Raw genomic sequence first — 14,817 nt, 5'->3', positions numbered from 1 at the left:
TGCCTGCCACAGGCCCTGCGGTTTTTTTATGCCCACAGGGGCACAATAGCCCCATGCAAGACCTGTTCAGCCCCGCCGCCAACGATGACCAGACGCACTGGGAGCGCATTGCCATTGGCCGCCAGGCCTGTGTGCTGCGCGGCTTTGCGCTGCGCTGGGAGGATGACTTGCTGCGCCAGGTGCAGGCCATCGTGCAGCAGGCGCCGTTTCGCCATTTGCGCACCCCCGGCGGGCGCCCTATGCAGGTGGCGATGAGCAACTGCGGCGCATTTGGCTGGTACAGCGACCAGCACGGCTACCGCTACAGCGCCACCGACCCCTTGAGCGGCCAGCCCTGGCCCGCCATGCCACCCGCCTTCGCAGCGCTGGCCGCCCAGGCGGCGCAGGCAGCCGAGCTGCCGCCTTTTGCCCCCAATGCCTGCCTGATCAACCGCTACAGCGTCGGCACCCGCCTGACCCTGCACCAGGACGAAGGTGATGCCCGCCACCCGATCGTGTCGGTATCGCTGGGCCTGCCCGCCATCTTTTTGTGGGGTGGTGATGCCCGCGCCGATGCCACGCAAAAGCTGCCGCTGCAGCATGGCGATGTGGTGGTCTGGGGTGGCGTGGACCGCATGCGCTACCACGGGGTGATGCCGGTCAAGGATGGGGTGAGCGCTGTGGCGCATCCGCTGCTCGATGGCCAAAGAATCAACCTGACCTTCCGCCGCGCAAGCTAGACCGCTGGCTCAGGGGCCGCGCCACCCAGCTCCTGCGACAGGCAATCGATAAAGCTGCGCACCTTGGGCGCCAGGTAGCGCCGGCTGGTGTAGATCGCATACAGGGTCACCGTCAGCGCCTCCCACTGGGGCAGCACCCGCTGCAGCTGGCCGCTGCGCAGGTCGTCCTCCACCAACCAGGATGGCAAAAAGCCCAGGCCCATGCCGGCGCGCACCGCATGCAGGCTGAGGTTGGAATCATCGGACAGCAGGGCCGGCTGCAGGTGCAGCGGCGCGCTGCGTGCGCCGGGCTGGCTCAGCTGCAAGGGGCTGAGCGATACATAGCTGGGCAACACGGCAGGGTGCTGGGCGAGGTCGGCAGGCTGCTGGGGCGGGCCAGCCTGCCCCAGGTAAGCGGGGCTGGCCACCAGGTAGAACGGCACCTGGCACAGCGGGCGGGCAATCAGATGCGGGGCGGGGTCGGACGAGGCGCGCATGGCCATGTCATAGCCGGCGGTGGCCAGGTCGATCTTGTGGTTGTCCAGGTGGATATCGACCAGCACCTGCGGATAACGGGCGCGGTAGCGCGCCAGGATGCGCGCCATCTGCGGGGTAGCGCACCAGACCGGCGCGCTGATCTTGAGCTGACCGCTGGGGGCCTGGTGGTGCTGGCCGATCTCCTGGGCAGCAGCGTCCAGCATCTCCAACGCCAGGCTGCTTTGCGCATACCAGCGCTGGCCCGCCTCGGTCAGGCTGACATGGCGGCTGCTGCGGTTGAGCAGGCGCGCACCCAGGCGCTGCTCGAGCTGGGCCACATGCTTGCTGACCATCGGGGCCGAGATGCCCAGGCGCTCGCCAGCCTGCGCAAAGCTGCCGTTATCCACCACCGCCTGGAATACCTGCATGCTGGTGAGCTGGTCCATAGTTTCTTAGTAGGAAATCAATTGCTGCATTTTAGCTACTTGGTTTCCTTTTAGGCAGCTACTACATTGGAGACAAGGAGTTTTCCATATGACCACGACGACGACCACCACCCCCGTCAGCACCAGCAGCAGCCGCCTGCCCGTCTATTTCATCTCGCACGGCGGCGGCCCCTGGCCATGGATGCCCGAGATGCACGACCACTATGCGCAGCTGGCCGCGTCGCTGGCCGATATGCCGCGCCAGATCGGCCGCACACCGCGCGCGATCCTGATGGTGTCGGCCCACTGGGAGGCCGATACGTTTACGGTGCAGTCCACGCCCCAGCCCGGCATGATTTATGACTACGGCGGTTTTCCGGCCCATACCTACCAGATCCACTACCGCTCGCCCGGATCGCCTGCGCTGGCCGAGCGGGTCGCTGGCCTGTTGGCCCAGGCCGGCATTGCGGTGCAGCAGGACGCCGAGCGCGGCTATGACCACGGTATGTTCTCGCCAATGGCCGCGATCTACCCCGAGGCCCATGTGCCGGTGGTGCAGCTGTCGCTGCGCCGGGGCCTGGACCCGGCCGAGCACCTGGCGCTGGGCCGGGCGCTGGCCGCCTTGCGCGATGAGGATGTGCTGATCATTGGCAGCGGCTTGTCGTACCACAACCTGCGTGCCTTTGGGCCCCAGGCGCGCGTGCCCTCCAAAGCCTTTGACGACTGGCTGGCCGAGACCATGCTGCAGGCGGACAGCGCCCGCCGCAGCCAGCGCCTGCTGGACTGGGAAGACGCCCCCGCCGCACGCATTGCGCACCCGCGCGAAGAGCATCTGCTGCCGCTGATGGTGGCGGTCGGCGCCGCCGAGGCTGACCGCGCCGTGCGTGTGTACCATGAAGACAACTTCATGGGCGGGCTCGCCGTGTCGAGCTACCGGCTGGATGCCGCCTAAGCGCTGCTGAGGGCGGGATGCTGGCTCCCTGTCCAAAAAAGTTGCACCATACAACCAAAAAGTTGTATATTGCAACCAAATACTGGAGAGACGCATGGCAGCCGCTACCGACACCCCCTTGGTCAACGACATCCGCAGCGCCTCTCGCGCCATGGTGCGGGAGCTGGGCTTTATGGCGAGCACCTTGGCGGGTACGCCCTACTCCGCCTCTGCCGTCCATGCGCTGCTGGAAATCGATACGCATGGCCAGGTCACCGCCGCCCAGTTGGCAGAGTATCTGGGGCTGGACAAATCCAGCGTCAGCCGCATGCTCGCCAAGCTTATCGCCAACGGCGAGCTGCAAGAAGAGCCCTGCGCAGACGATGCCCGCGCCAAGCAGTTGCTGCTAACGGCCCAAGGCCAACGCACCGTCGCAGGCATCCACGCCTACGGCCAGGCCCAGGTGCGCAGTGCGCTGGCGCAGCTCAACCCCTCGCTGCAGCAGTCCGTGGTGCAGGGCTTGATGGCCTATGCCCAGGCCTTGCAGGCGCACCGGCTGGGCAGCGCGGCGGGCCAGGACAGCGCTGCCACCTCGGCCACGACCAGTATCCAGATCCACAGCGGCTACCGGCCCGGCGTCATCGGCCGCGTGGCCGAGATGCATGCCGTGTTCTATGCCCGGCACTGGGGCTTTGGCGCCTTCTTTGAAAGCAAGGTGGCCTCGGGCCTTGCCGAATTCAGCGGCCGCCTGGGCGAGCCCTGCAACCAGATCTGGACGGCGGTGCACAACGAGCGCATCGTCGGCTCCGTCGCGATTGACGGCCAGGACCTGGGCAACAACCAGGCGCATCTGCGCTGGTTCATTCTGGATGATGGCTGCCGCGGTGGCGGCGTGGGCCGCCAGCTGCTGACGCAGGCCCTCGCCTTTTGCGACCAGCGCGGCTTTGCCAGCACCGAGCTCTGGACCTTCCAGGGGCTGGATGCGGCACGCAAGCTCTATGAATCGCTGGGCTTTGCCTTGGTGCATGAAGAGACCGGCCAGCAATGGGGCTCGGCCGTGGTCGAGCAGCAGTTCAGCCGCCGCCGGCACGGCGCCTAGGTGCGCGATGCAGGCGCACCAGCCAGCGCTGTGGGCGGCCGCTACCACCGGCATGCTGGTGGGCGCGGCCATGGTCTCCACCAGTGCGCTGTCATCGGCTGCCTCGCCAGCCAGCCTGGCGTTTTTGCGCTATGCCATCGGGCTGGCGATCCTGGCGGGCCCTGCGCTGCTTGCCACCTGGCCGCGCTACCGCGCCCGCGATGCGCTGGCCATTGCCTTGCTTGGCGTGGCGCAGTTTGCGCTGCTGATCCTGCTGCTCAACCATGCACTGGCGCGCCTGCCCGCCTCCACCTGCGCACTGGTGTTCGCCACCATGCCGCTCTTTACCTGGTGCCTGGCGGCGCTGTCGGGGCGCGAGCCTTTGAGCCGCCGCCGGCTGGCGGGCCTGGCACTGGCCGTCGGCGGCGTCGCCGTGCTGCTGCTCGGCAGTGCGCGCGCTGCCAGCGGCGGGGGTGGCGCAGGCAGCCTGGGCCTGCTGGGCGGCAGCGGCATGGCGGCCTTGCTCGCCGCAACGCTGGTGGGTGCGGCCACCAGCATTCTCTACGGTCCCTATATGCGGCGCTACCCGGCGCTGCCCACCTGCGGCCTGGCCATGGCGGCATCGGTGCTGTTTTTGGCGCTCTACTGCAGCTGGCAGGGTCAGCCGCTGTGGCCGGTGTTTTCTGCCACGCAGTGGGGCCATATGGTCTTTGTCGGGCTGTCGAGCGGCCTGGGCTACTTTTGCCTGCTGTGGGCGCTGGGCCGGCTGCAGGCATCGCTGGTGATTGCCTTCCAGGCGCTGGGCCCTGTCACTGCGGCCTTGCTGGAGCTGGCCTTGCACCAGCGCCTGCCATCGCCTGCGCTGCTGGCCGCCCTGGTCCTGGTGCTGGCGGGCCTGGTCGTGAGCACCCAGGCAGCAGCGCGCTAAGCCCGGCCTTGGCGCCCTCAAGCTGCAGCCTTGCCCCAGTGCTGGACTGTGGCACCGCCAGTGTTTGTAGAATGCGGCCTCCAGCCCCTGGATATACACCATGAACCGCTGCACCACACCCCACACATCCCACCACCATCGCCTGCGACGCACGGCCCGCGCCAGCCTTGCAGCCTTGGCGCTGGCACTGGGCGGCATCAGTGCCCTGCCCAGCCTGGCCCAGACCGCCACCTTTGCCCCGTTCCAAGGCCCCGTCCGCGCCTTTCCTCCACAGGCCCTGCGTGGCAACCTGGTGGTCACCAGCACCAGCCAGGCCACGATCGATGGCCAGACCGTGGGCCTCGCTCCCGCCTTCAAGCTCTACAACCCGCGCAACACCACGATACGCCCCGGCACGGTGCTCAACGAGCGGCTGACGGTGAACTATGTGATCGAGAAAACCAGCGGGCGTGTGCATGCCGCCTGGATCTTGAACAGCGAAGAAGCCGCCCTCAAGCGCGACCGCGCCGACAACGGCTTTTGGAGCGGACTCTTTAAATAACGCGCCCCAGCGCCGCCGTATGGCCTGACCGCACCGGTCAAGCCCGGCTCGGCGCCCGCGCATCGACACCCATCAGCAGCAGTGCGCCCGCCGGGCGCCTGGCTTGTTGCCGTATTGCTGTATTCACCCAGGCCTGCGATGGCAGCCCCGGGCCCCCACGAGATTTGCACCATGTCCAAAAAAGTATTTATCAAAACCTTCGGCTGCCAGATGAACGAGTACGACTCGGACAAGATGGCCGATGTGCTGGGCGCCGCCCAGGGCTATGAACCCACGCAGGACATGGACGAGGCCGACCTGATCCTGTTCAATACCTGCTCTGTGCGCGAGAAGGCGCAGGAGAAGGTGTTCTCCGACCTGGGCCGCATCAAGCACCTGAAGGAAAAAGGCGTGCTGATTGGCGTGGGCGGTTGCGTGGCCAGCCAGGAAGGCGCCGAGATCATCAAGCGCGCGCCCTATGTGGATGTGGTGTTTGGCCCCCAGACTCTGCACCGCCTGCCCGAACTGCTCAATGCCCGCGCGGCCAAGGCCAAACCGCAGGTCGATATCTCCTTCCCCGAGATCGAGAAGTTCGACCACCTGCCCCCTGCCCGCGTCGAAGGTGCCTCGGCCTTTGTGTCGATCATGGAGGGCTGCTCCAAGTACTGCAGCTACTGCGTGGTGCCCTACACCCGGGGGGAAGAGGTCAGCCGCCCGTTTGAGGACGTGCTGGTCGAGGTCGCAGGCCTGGCCGCGCAAGGCGTCAAGGAAATCACCTTGCTGGGCCAGAACGTGAATGCCTACCTGGGCAAGATGGGCGATACGGCCGAGATTGCCGACTTCGCGCTGTTGCTCGAATACGTGGCCGAGATCCCCGGCATCGAGCGCATCCGCTACACCACCAGCCACCCCAATGAGTTCACGCCGCGCCTGATCGAGGCCTATGCCAAGATCCCCAAGCTGGTCTCGCACCTGCACCTGCCGGTGCAGCACGGCAGCGACAAGATCCTGATGGCGATGAAGCGCGGCTACACCGCCATGGAGTACAAGAGCACGGTGCGCAAGCTGCGCGCCATTCGCCCCGATCTGGCGATGAGCAGCGACTTCATCGTCGGCTTCCCCGGTGAGACCGAAGAAGACTTCCAGAAGATGATGAAGCTCATCGATGACGTGCGCTTTGACAACTCGTTCAGCTTTATCTTCAGCCCGCGCCCCGGCACCCCCGCTGCCAACCTGCCCGATGACACGCCTTACGAGGTCAAGCTGCGCCGCCTGCAGGATCTGCAAGCTGTCATCAACCACAACATCAAGACCATCAGCGAAGAGCGCCTGGGCACCGTCCAGCGCCTGCTGGTGGAGGGCAAGTCCAAGCGCGACAACGGCGAGCTGATGGGCCGCACCGAGTGCAACCGCGTGGTCAACTTCCCCGGCCAGGAGCGGCTGATTGGCCAGATGGTCGATGTGCGCATTACCGAGACGATGACCTATACGCTGCGCGGCGAAGTGCTGATCACCCATTGAGGCATAGAGCCGGTCGGCTGATGCCGCGCTGGTCAGCCGCAGCAAACACGGTGAAAATAGCCCTCTGCCCTGCTTTTGTGGCCCGCAAAGGCCATATCTGCCTTGGGGCCCGTTAGCATGCAGGGGGCGCATGAGGGATGCGCCATCACCAGAAAGGCATCATCACCATGGCATCCGTGTCCGACCCGTCCACCGCACTGCGCAGCGAGGCGCTTGACGCCTTTCTGGACCATATTGATGCCCTCTTCAACACCGAGGACGAGACGCAGGAGTGGCCTGACCGCCAGGCCGCTGCCGCCCAGCAGCTCGCATCGCGCGCGCTGGAGCCCGAAGACCTGGACCAGCTGCGCCGCCTCTACCGGCTGTGGAGCATGGCCGGCCAGCCCGCCCAGGCCCTGGCCGCCGTGCAGCAGCACCAGGCCCGCCTGCTGCAGGAGCTGACCGCCGACGCCCAGCGCGACGCCGCCGTCACGATGGCGATGCTGCAAGCCGATGCCGCCGAGGATGTGCCCGACCTCCCCCCCGAACAGTACCGCGCGGTAATCGCGCAGGCCATGGCTGCCGTGGACCAGGCCGGTGACCTGGGCGATCCGGACCGCGCCTGGCGCCATCTGGCCCGCCATGCCCACCAGGCCCAGGCGCTGGACCTGCAAGAGCAGATCACCCGCAAGCAGCACCACTACAAAAGCCAGCAGGCTGACCGCGCCCATCTGCGCGCCTGGGACGATGCGATGCTGGCCACGCGCCTGGGCCGCATCGAAGCGGCCAGGGGCAACAGCGCTGCAGCCCGCGACCTGGGCCACTACGCACTGCAAAAACTCCAGCGCGCCGAAGCGGGCCAGGACATCGACACCGATGACTGGCTGCTGCTGGGCGAGGACATCATTGCGCTGGCCCCGGATGCGCTGGCCCAGCACAGCGAGCTGACGCTGGCGAGCCTGCCCAGCACCGCCTCGCCCGCCGCCTGGCGCGATACCCGCGCCCAGCTCGCGCGCCTGGCTGCTGGCAGCCTGCACCAGCAAGGCGCGCTCGATGCCGCGATCAGCAAAGGCCAGGAAGGCCGCTTTGCGCTGGTGCGCGACAGCGACGACCGCAGCAGTGCCTTGCTGATCGACTGGCTGGTGCAGGCAGCGCGCCTGCCCGAGGCGGCCCACATGTGCTTTGAGAGTACCCTGCACAGCCGCCCCGGATCGCGCGAAGCTGCCTGCCGCCAGGCATTGGCCCACCTGGGTGAGCCGGGCGGTGCGCCGTACTGGGCGCTGACCCTGATGGCCGCAGCCCAGGACGAGGACCTGGCCGAATTCCTGCCTGCCGACATGGACGCCGAGCAGGCCTTTGCCCACTACAGCGCGCTGGTGCAGCAGCAGTCGCTGAACCACCCGATGTGGCGACTGCTGCAGGGCAACCATCTGTTTGAACAGCAGGACTATGCGCAGGCCTTGCCGCTCTTGGAAACCCTGGCCGAGCGCCCCCAGTGCGCCAATGGCGAACTCGCCTACCGCCTGTTTGTCTGCCGCGCCCGCGTGGCGGGCCTGGCCAGCGCGCTGCAGTCGCCCTATATCCGCTGCGACAGCGGCAGCTGGTGCTATGCGATGGGCGTGCAGCTGGATGACGACGAAGAGCTGATGAAGGCCATTGGCGGTGAAGGTGACGAGCTGCCCGCCGACTGGCCCTACGACGAGCTGCTGCGCTGGATCAAGCACTACTACGAGACTGGCCAGGCCCGCTTCGAGCACTGGTTTGCCACTGGCCAGGGCAGCTACAAGGATGGCAACCTGCACGACTACTCAATGCTGTGCAACAACCTGGCCATCAAGTACCGCTACAACGACGAGAACTACGACGGCGCGCTGGCCCTGCATGCCAAAGGCATTGCGACCAGCCCCTTTGCCGAGCACTACAACGGCATCGTCTCGACCCATATCGACAGCGACAACTACGCGCAGCTTATCGGCGCCGCCGAGCAGCTGTGGCACTACAGCCAGGACAATGGCTACAGCCGACACAGCCCCTGCGACTACTTCCCCAAGGTGGCCTACGCGCTCTACCAGCAAGACCGCAATGTGGAAAACAGCATCTGGCTGGAGCGCCTGGACGAGTGGTGGAGCCAGCTGGACGAAGACGAGCAGCGCAGCGAGCGCTATGACTACCTGCGCAGCCTGCTCAACCAGCTCGACTACTACTCGGCTACGCATGGCGCCGAGGTGCTGCCGCGCCTCCAAGCGCTGCTGCCCGAGCTGGAGCAGCGCCAGAACCCCTACCTGCTGCGCCGCGCGGGCGACGCGATGCAGACTTCGGGCACAGACCAGCAGGCCTTGCAGATCTACCAGCAGGCGCTGGCCTGCGCGCCTGCCGATGACGCGGCCGAGCGCGAGAAGCTGCAGACCACGATCGACAAGCTCCATGCCCAGCTGATCACCGCTGCGCCTGGCGCGGGCGACAGGCCCTGGTGGAAGTTCTGGTAAGCCCGTTCATGCGCTCAAGCACGGTGTACCTGGCGCGCAATGTGGTCAACGCGCCCGAGCTCAAGGCCCGCATCATCGCGCGCAGCCGCGAGCGCGGCGACACGCCCGAGATCGCCGCCTGGCTGCAGAACCATTTCTACCGCTACCTGGTGGGCAATCTTCAGTCGCCGCCCGAGGCCGTTCAGGCCATCCCCACGACCGAGGCACTGCAGCAGCGCTATGCCGCCGGTGCGCCGGCCTGGGCGCTCGCGTTGCTGGCGCGCAAACCCGGGCCTGAGGCTGCGCCGGCAGACACGGCGCTGTGGTGGATCAGCCCTGCCCATCAGAGTGTCCTGGCACTGGAGCGCCAGCTGCTGGAGTTCTTGCAGTCGCGCCAGGGCACCTCGCTGGAGGGCAAGCTCGCCCGCATCAACTGCCCGCAGGCGCTGGAGCGCTGGGCGCAGGAGCACCAGGCTTTCGAGGCCCAGCAACTGGCCGGTTGGCGCCAGCACCAGCCCCATGCGGTGCAGACGGTTTGGCAAGGTAGCCAGGGCGCATTTGTCGAGCTGCTGCCCGGCAGCGGCGTGCTGCGCGAAGAGATGGCCTACGAGAGCCAGATGATGCGCCACTGCCTGGGCCAGTTTGCCAACCGCCGCCAGCTCAGCGGCGGCTATGGCGAGCACTATGCCGAGGGTTGCGAGCAAGGCCGCATGCGCATCTTCAGCTACCGCACCGGCCAGGGCCAGCCGCGCATCACCATCAATGCCTGGCTGCAGCCCGATGGGCGCCTGCGCATCGACCAGATCAAGGGCAAGCAAAACCGCCCGCCGGTGGACCGCTACCGCGCTGACGTCATTGCCTTTTTGAACCAGCTGAACACCAGCGAGGACACGCCAGACGATGCACTGGGCATGCGCCTGCTGCGCACCACCGGTGCCCAGGCGGGCTGGCATGCGGTGGAGAGCTTGCTCAGCGAGGCCGAGCAGTTGCAGCTGTGGCAGCGCCAGCCCAGGCTGCTGGCCCATGTGCCCCAGGCCTCACCACTGGTGCAATGGCTGGCAGCCGCGCACGACAGCAGCCTGCTGGCCGGCCAGCAGCTGCCCCCTGCGCTGGCCTACAGCCTGGCGCAAGCGGGCAGGGCGCCCGCCAACATGCCGTCGGGCATGCAGCCGGAGGCACAGCGATGATCCAGATCGTGGTGGCAGCGATCGGGCTGTGGCTGGTGTGGCAATGCGTGCAGGCCTTTCGCCGCCAATGGGGCAGCCAGGCGCCTGCGCCCTCGGGCCCCCTGGGGCACTACCGGCTCACGCCCGAGCAGAACTGGGCGTTGGCGCTGGCGCACCCGATGGCCTTCCATGCGCTCAAGGATGGCTTTGCCGACAGCGCGATGCCGTCGCCCACCACCGGCCTGGCAGCATCGTTGCGGCCCATGGCCTTGCATGCCTTTGGCCTGCGCACCGACCTGGACGATGCCAAGGTGCGCGAGCAGTTGCCCGAGCGCATGCGCACGCGCTGGTGGTGCCTGGATGTGGAGCGGCTGCAGGCGGGGGATGACGCCCGCGCCGCGATGGCCTTTGCCTGCGTCCGGACTGCCTTTTTTGTGCGTACCGCCGCCATGCTGGGCTGGCTCAGCGCCGAGCATCAGTGGCAGCTGCTGCAGCTCAATGCCGCGCGCGCCCGCGATTGCTTTGGCAGCTGGCAGGAGCTGGGCACCGCCTATGTCCAGGGCCGGGCGCAATGGGTAGCCAAGGGCCGCTCGGACGCGCTGGGCCGCAGCCTGGACCCGGAGGAGTTGCAGCAATGGCTGCAGGATGCCTCGCATCCCTGGAGTGCCTATGCCTGGCGCTGACCCCGCCTTTGCCGCCGTTTTGGGCGCGCTGCCTCTTGTTTTATTCAGCCGATGAATATTCTCATGCGTCAAAAATCGTGCGTGCCTCGGTGAAGCGGCGTGAGAAATAGGGATTGTCCAGGCTCACCGTCTTGACCACGCCGCCGCTCGACGGCGCATGGACAAACTGGTTGTTGCCGGCATAAATGCCCATGTGCGAGTAGCGCCCGCCCATGGTGTTGAAGAACACAAAATCGCCGCGCTGCAGGTCGCGCCGGTCGATCTCGGCGCTCACGCCCGCCCACTGCGCCGTGGTGCGGGGCAAGCGGCGCGTGGTGATGCCCTGGATCGCGTACTGGATCAGACCGCTGCAGTCAAAGCCACCTTCGGGCGTATTGCCGCCATAGGTGTAGGGCGTGTTGACCACCAGCATGACCCGTGCATAGAGCGCCTCGCGCAGCTCGCCGCTCAAGCCCAGGTTGACGGGTACCACGCCGGTGTCCACCCGGGGCGAGGACCCCGCGCCACCTGCCGTGCGCTGGCCACTCTCTCGCCGGGCGCTGCGCGGCGGCGACGAGCCGCAGCCCGCCAGCAATGCCGATGCCGATGCCGACAGCGCCCAGAGCAAAAAGGGACGGCGCGCAGCCGCGTCTTCGTGGTCCATGGTCTCCCCCTTGGATTCAGGCCGCAAAAAATTCATAAAGCATATTATTCACAATTTCATGCAAGTTTGTGAAATGTATTGGTATTTCTCGCTGACAGATGGTCCCACTCGTATTTTTACCAATTTGTCAAACGTGCTGAATACCCGGAATGCCCAACTATTCTGCTTTCAGAGGGAGAAGACTACAATTTGTGTCGTAAGCATAGAAAACAAGCATCCTTCATTGAAAGGACACCCCATGGTGCAATTCTCCAGACGCCAGTTCATGAAAGTGACTGGTTCGACTCTGGCGGGTTCCAGCCTGGCAGTGATGGGCTTCTCGCCCGCCACTGCGCTTGCCGGAGTCCGTCAGTACAAGCTGGTCGGCAGCACAGTGACACGGCAAACCTGCACGTATTGCTCTGTTGGCTGCGGCATTTTGATGTACTCGCTGGGCGATGGCGGCAAGAACGCCAAACTCTCGGTGATCCACGTCGAAGGCGATCCCGACCACCCCGTCAACCGCGGCACCCTGTGCCCCAAGGGCGCATCGCTGCTGGACATCGTCCACAGCCCCAACCGCCTGCTCTACCCCGAATACCGCGCGCCCGGCTCCAATGAGTGGAAGCGCCTGTCCTGGGATGAGGCCCTGACCCGCATTACCAAGCTGCTCAAGGACGATCGCGACGCGAACTTCCTCGAGAAGACCGATGATGGCCTGACGGTGAACCGTTGGACCTCGACCGGCATGCTGGCCGCCTCGGCCTCCAGCAACGAAGCCGGTTACATCACCTACAAAGTGGCCCGCTCTTGGGGCATGTTGGCGTTCGATAACCAAGCCCGTGTCTGACACGGCCCGACGGTGGCAGGTCTTGCCCCGACGTTTGGCCGTGGAGCGATGACGAACCATTGGGTCGACATCAAGAACGCGGACGTTATTTTGATCATGGGCGGCAATGCCGCTGAAGCCCACCCTTGCGGCTTCAAATGGGTGACCGAGGCGAAGGAGCACAACAAGGCTCACTTCATGGTGGTCGACCCGCGCTTCAACCGCTCGGCATCGGTGGCAGATTTCTACGCCCCTATCCGCTCCGGCTCGGACATTGTTTTCCTCGGCGGTGTGATCAACTACCTGCTGACGAACGACAAGATCCACCACGAGTACGTGCGCAACTACACCGACTTCACGTTCATCGTGCGGGAAGACTTTGCGTTCGACGAAGGCATCTTCTCGGGCTACAACCCGGAAAAGCGCACCTACGACAAGGCCAGCTGGGACTACGAGCTGGGCGAGGACGGTTACGTCAAGACCGACCCGAGCCTGCAGCACCCGCGCTGCGTCTACCAATGGCTCAAGCGCCACTACGCCAGCTACACGCCTGAGAAGGTGGAGAGCGTCTGCGGCACGCCCCAGGCCAAGTTCCTGCATGTCTGCGAAAAGCTCGCATCGACGGCACAAGCGGGCCGCGCGGCAACCATCCTGTATGCCCTCGGCTGGACCCAGCACTCGATCGGCGCGCAGATCCTGCGCACCGGCGCCATGGTGCAGCTGCTCTTGGGCAATATCGGTGTCGCCGGTGGTGGCATGAACGCCTTGCGCGGTCACTCCAACATCCAGGGGCTGACCGACCTGGGCCTGCTGTCCAACGCACTGCCCGGCTACCTGACGCTGGCCAACCAAGGGGAGCAGGACTACCAGAAGTACATCGACGCGCGCACGCAAAAACCTTTGCGTGCCAACCAGATGAGCTACTGGCAGAACTACCCCAAGTTCCACGTCAGCCTGATGAAGGCTTTCTGGGGACCGGCTGCAACCAAGGACAACAACTGGGCCTATGACTACCTGCCCAAGCTCGACAAGCAGTACGACATGCTGCAGATTTTCGAGCTGATGAACGAAGGCAAGGTCAACGGCTACATCGCCCAGGGCTTCAACCCGCTGGCGGCGCTGTCCAACAAGAGCCGTGTGCGCAACGGGCTGGCCAAGCTCAAGTTCCTGGTCGTGATGGACCCGCTGGCCACCGAGACCTCGGAGTTCTGGAAGAACTACGGCGAGTACAACGACATCGATACCGCATCGGTGCAGACCGAGGTGTTCCGCCTGCCCACCACCTGCTTCGCAGAAGAAGATGGCGCCGTCGTGAGCTCCTCGCGTGTGCTGCAGTGGCACTGGAAGGCCTCCGAGCCCCCAGGCGAGGCCAAGACCGACATCGCGATCATGTCGGCGCTGCACCTGCGCATGAAGGCGGCCTACCAAAAGGACGGCGGCAAGTTCCCCGATCCGATCCAGAACCTGTGGTGGCCATATGCACAGCCCGCGCACCCTTCGTCCGAAGAGATTGCCAAGGAGTACAACGGCCGCGCACTGACCGACCTGACGGCGCCCGATGGCAAGGTGCTGCGCCCTGCCGGCCAGCAGCTGTCCGGCTTTGGCGAGCTGCGTGACGACGGCTCCACGATGAGTGGCTGCTGGATCTGGACGGGCAGCTGGACCGAGGCGGGCAACCAGATGGGCCGCCGCGACAACAGCGACCCGACCGGCATCGGCAACACGCTGAACTGGGCCTGGGCCTGGCCGGCCAACCGCCGCGTGCTGTACAACCGCGCATCGGCGGATCTGGAAGGCAAGCCTTTCAACCCCAACCGCACCTTGGTCAAGTGGAATGGCTCGACCTGGGGCGGCGCGGACGTGCCCGACTACGGCCCGACCATCAAGCCCGAGACCGGCACCGGCCCGTTCATCATGAACCCCGAAGGGGTGGCACGCTTCTTTGCCCGCAAGGGCATGAACGAAGGCCCGTTCCCGACGCACTACGAGGCATTCGACAACCCGCTGGGCTACAACCCGATGTACCCGAAGAACGACAAGGCGGTCAGCAACCCGGCCGCCCGCGTCTTCCCGGCCATCTGGGAGACCTTCGGCAAGGCAGACGAATTCCCGCATGTGGGCACGACCTACCGCCTGACGGAGCACTTCCACTATTGGACCAAGCACGCGCTGCTCAACTCCATCATCCAGCCCGAGCAGTTCGTCGAGATCGGCGAGGCGCTGGCCAAGGAGATCGGCATCGCGACGGGCGCGATGGTCAAGGTCAGCTCCAAGCGTGGCTACATCAAGGCCGCTGCGGTGGTGACCAAGCGCATCAAGCCCATGCAGATCGAAGGCAAGACGGTGCACCACGTGGGTATCCCTATCCACTGGGGCTTCAAGGGCCTGACCAAGCCTGGCTTCCTCGCCAACACCCTCACCCCGTTTGTGGGTGATGGCAACAGCAACACGCCAGAGTTCAAGACCTTCCTCGTGAAGGTTGAGAAGATCTAAGG

At 65.7% G+C, this 14,817-nt stretch carries 12 protein-coding genes; 10 read left to right on the top strand and 2 right to left on the bottom strand.

From position 1 onward, the window contains the following. Positions 1-53: 53 nt before the first annotated feature. Positions 54-719, top strand: a complete 666-nt coding sequence (alkB, locus tag F0Q04_RS07200) for a DNA oxidative demethylase AlkB (RefSeq protein ID WP_116924615.1) — start codon at positions 54-56, stop codon at positions 717-719. Here alkB and F0Q04_RS07195 read toward each other — a convergent pair. Next, a complete protein-coding gene (locus F0Q04_RS07195) occupies positions 716-1,621 on the bottom strand; it encodes a LysR family transcriptional regulator (RefSeq protein ID WP_116924614.1) in 906 nt (301 codons plus the stop codon). The genes alkB and F0Q04_RS07195 overlap by 4 nt on opposite strands. Positions 1,622-1,709: 88 nt before the next feature. Between F0Q04_RS07195 and F0Q04_RS07190 the strand changes: the two genes are divergently transcribed. From F0Q04_RS07190 to F0Q04_RS07155, 8 genes are all read left to right on the top strand, one after another. Further along, a complete protein-coding gene (locus F0Q04_RS07190) occupies positions 1,710-2,552 on the top strand; it encodes a DODA-type extradiol aromatic ring-opening family dioxygenase (RefSeq protein ID WP_116924613.1) in 843 nt (280 codons plus the stop codon). A gap of 94 nt (positions 2,553-2,646) precedes the next feature. Further along, positions 2,647-3,630 carry a bifunctional helix-turn-helix transcriptional regulator/GNAT family N-acetyltransferase gene (locus F0Q04_RS07185; RefSeq protein ID WP_182345055.1) on the top strand — a complete coding sequence of 328 codons (984 nt, stop codon included), beginning with the start codon at positions 2,647-2,649 and terminating at the stop codon, positions 3,628-3,630. Positions 3,631-3,637: 7 nt separating this feature from the next. Continuing rightward, positions 3,638-4,537: a DMT family transporter gene (locus tag F0Q04_RS07180; RefSeq protein WP_182345054.1), complete on the top strand. Its 900-nt coding sequence runs from the start codon at positions 3,638-3,640 to the stop codon at positions 4,535-4,537. 100 nt (positions 4,538-4,637) lie between these two features. Then, positions 4,638-5,078, top strand: coding sequence for a hypothetical protein (locus F0Q04_RS07175; RefSeq protein WP_116924610.1), 441 nt, complete (start codon positions 4,638-4,640; stop codon positions 5,076-5,078). Between the two features lie 171 nt (positions 5,079-5,249). Continuing rightward, positions 5,250-6,578 (top strand): tRNA (N6-isopentenyl adenosine(37)-C2)-methylthiotransferase MiaB, encoded by a 1,329-nt coding sequence (gene miaB / locus F0Q04_RS07170; RefSeq protein ID WP_116924897.1) that lies wholly within the window; start codon positions 5,250-5,252, stop codon positions 6,576-6,578. A gap of 167 nt (positions 6,579-6,745) precedes the next feature. Continuing rightward, the gene (locus F0Q04_RS07165; protein ID WP_182345053.1) at positions 6,746-9,043 is read left to right on the top strand and encodes a hypothetical protein; all 2,298 of its coding nucleotides are present in this window, start codon (positions 6,746-6,748) and stop codon (positions 9,041-9,043) included. An 8-nt stretch (positions 9,044-9,051) separates the two neighbouring features. Further along, the gene (locus F0Q04_RS07160) at positions 9,052-10,209 is read left to right on the top strand and encodes a hypothetical protein (RefSeq protein WP_182345052.1); all 1,158 of its coding nucleotides are present in this window, start codon (positions 9,052-9,054) and stop codon (positions 10,207-10,209) included. Beyond that, positions 10,206-10,871, top strand: coding sequence for a DUF1266 domain-containing protein (locus tag F0Q04_RS07155; RefSeq protein WP_182345051.1), 666 nt, complete (start codon positions 10,206-10,208; stop codon positions 10,869-10,871). Before F0Q04_RS07160 ends, F0Q04_RS07155 begins: the two co-directional genes overlap by 4 nt. A gap of 61 nt (positions 10,872-10,932) precedes the next feature. Here the strand turns inward: F0Q04_RS07155 and F0Q04_RS07150 are convergent, their stop codons facing one another. Then, positions 10,933-11,514: a C40 family peptidase gene (locus F0Q04_RS07150; RefSeq protein WP_116924896.1), complete on the bottom strand. Its 582-nt coding sequence runs from the start codon at positions 11,512-11,514 to the stop codon at positions 10,933-10,935. A gap of 238 nt (positions 11,515-11,752) precedes the next feature. On the opposite strand from F0Q04_RS07150, the gene fdnG reads away from it, so the two are divergent. Beyond that, positions 11,753-14,815: a formate dehydrogenase-N subunit alpha gene (gene fdnG / locus F0Q04_RS07145; protein ID WP_182345050.1), complete on the top strand. Its 3,063-nt coding sequence runs from the start codon at positions 11,753-11,755 to the stop codon at positions 14,813-14,815. Positions 14,816-14,817: the final 2 nt, after the last annotated feature.

The sequence above is a fragment of the Comamonas koreensis genome, from assembly GCF_014076495.1.
Lineage (GTDB): Bacteria > Pseudomonadota > Gammaproteobacteria > Burkholderiales > Burkholderiaceae_C > Comamonas > Comamonas squillarum.
This window is presented reverse-complemented; position numbering and strand designations above follow the sequence as displayed.

Bases quoted from the DNA above. Each gene is read 5' to 3' on its own strand.
- alkB (WP_116924615.1), top strand. From the start codon at position 54: ATGCAAGACCTGTTCAGCCCCGCCGCCAACGATGACCAGACGCACTGG.
- F0Q04_RS07195 (WP_116924614.1), bottom strand. From the start codon at position 1,621: ATGGACCAGCTCACCAGCATGCAGGTATTCCAGGCGGTGGTGGATAAC.
- F0Q04_RS07190 (WP_116924613.1), top strand. From the start codon at position 1,710: ATGACCACGACGACGACCACCACCCCCGTCAGCACCAGCAGCAGCCGC.
- F0Q04_RS07185 (WP_182345055.1), top strand. From the start codon at position 2,647: ATGGCAGCCGCTACCGACACCCCCTTGGTCAACGACATCCGCAGCGCC.
- F0Q04_RS07180 (WP_182345054.1), top strand. From the start codon at position 3,638: ATGCAGGCGCACCAGCCAGCGCTGTGGGCGGCCGCTACCACCGGCATG.
- F0Q04_RS07175 (WP_116924610.1), top strand. From the start codon at position 4,638: ATGAACCGCTGCACCACACCCCACACATCCCACCACCATCGCCTGCGA.
- miaB (WP_116924897.1), top strand. From the start codon at position 5,250: ATGTCCAAAAAAGTATTTATCAAAACCTTCGGCTGCCAGATGAACGAG.
- F0Q04_RS07165 (WP_182345053.1), top strand. From the start codon at position 6,746: ATGGCATCCGTGTCCGACCCGTCCACCGCACTGCGCAGCGAGGCGCTT.
- F0Q04_RS07160 (WP_182345052.1), top strand. From the start codon at position 9,052: ATGCGCTCAAGCACGGTGTACCTGGCGCGCAATGTGGTCAACGCGCCC.
- F0Q04_RS07155 (WP_182345051.1), top strand. From the start codon at position 10,206: ATGATCCAGATCGTGGTGGCAGCGATCGGGCTGTGGCTGGTGTGGCAA.
- F0Q04_RS07150 (WP_116924896.1), bottom strand. From the start codon at position 11,514: ATGGACCACGAAGACGCGGCTGCGCGCCGTCCCTTTTTGCTCTGGGCG.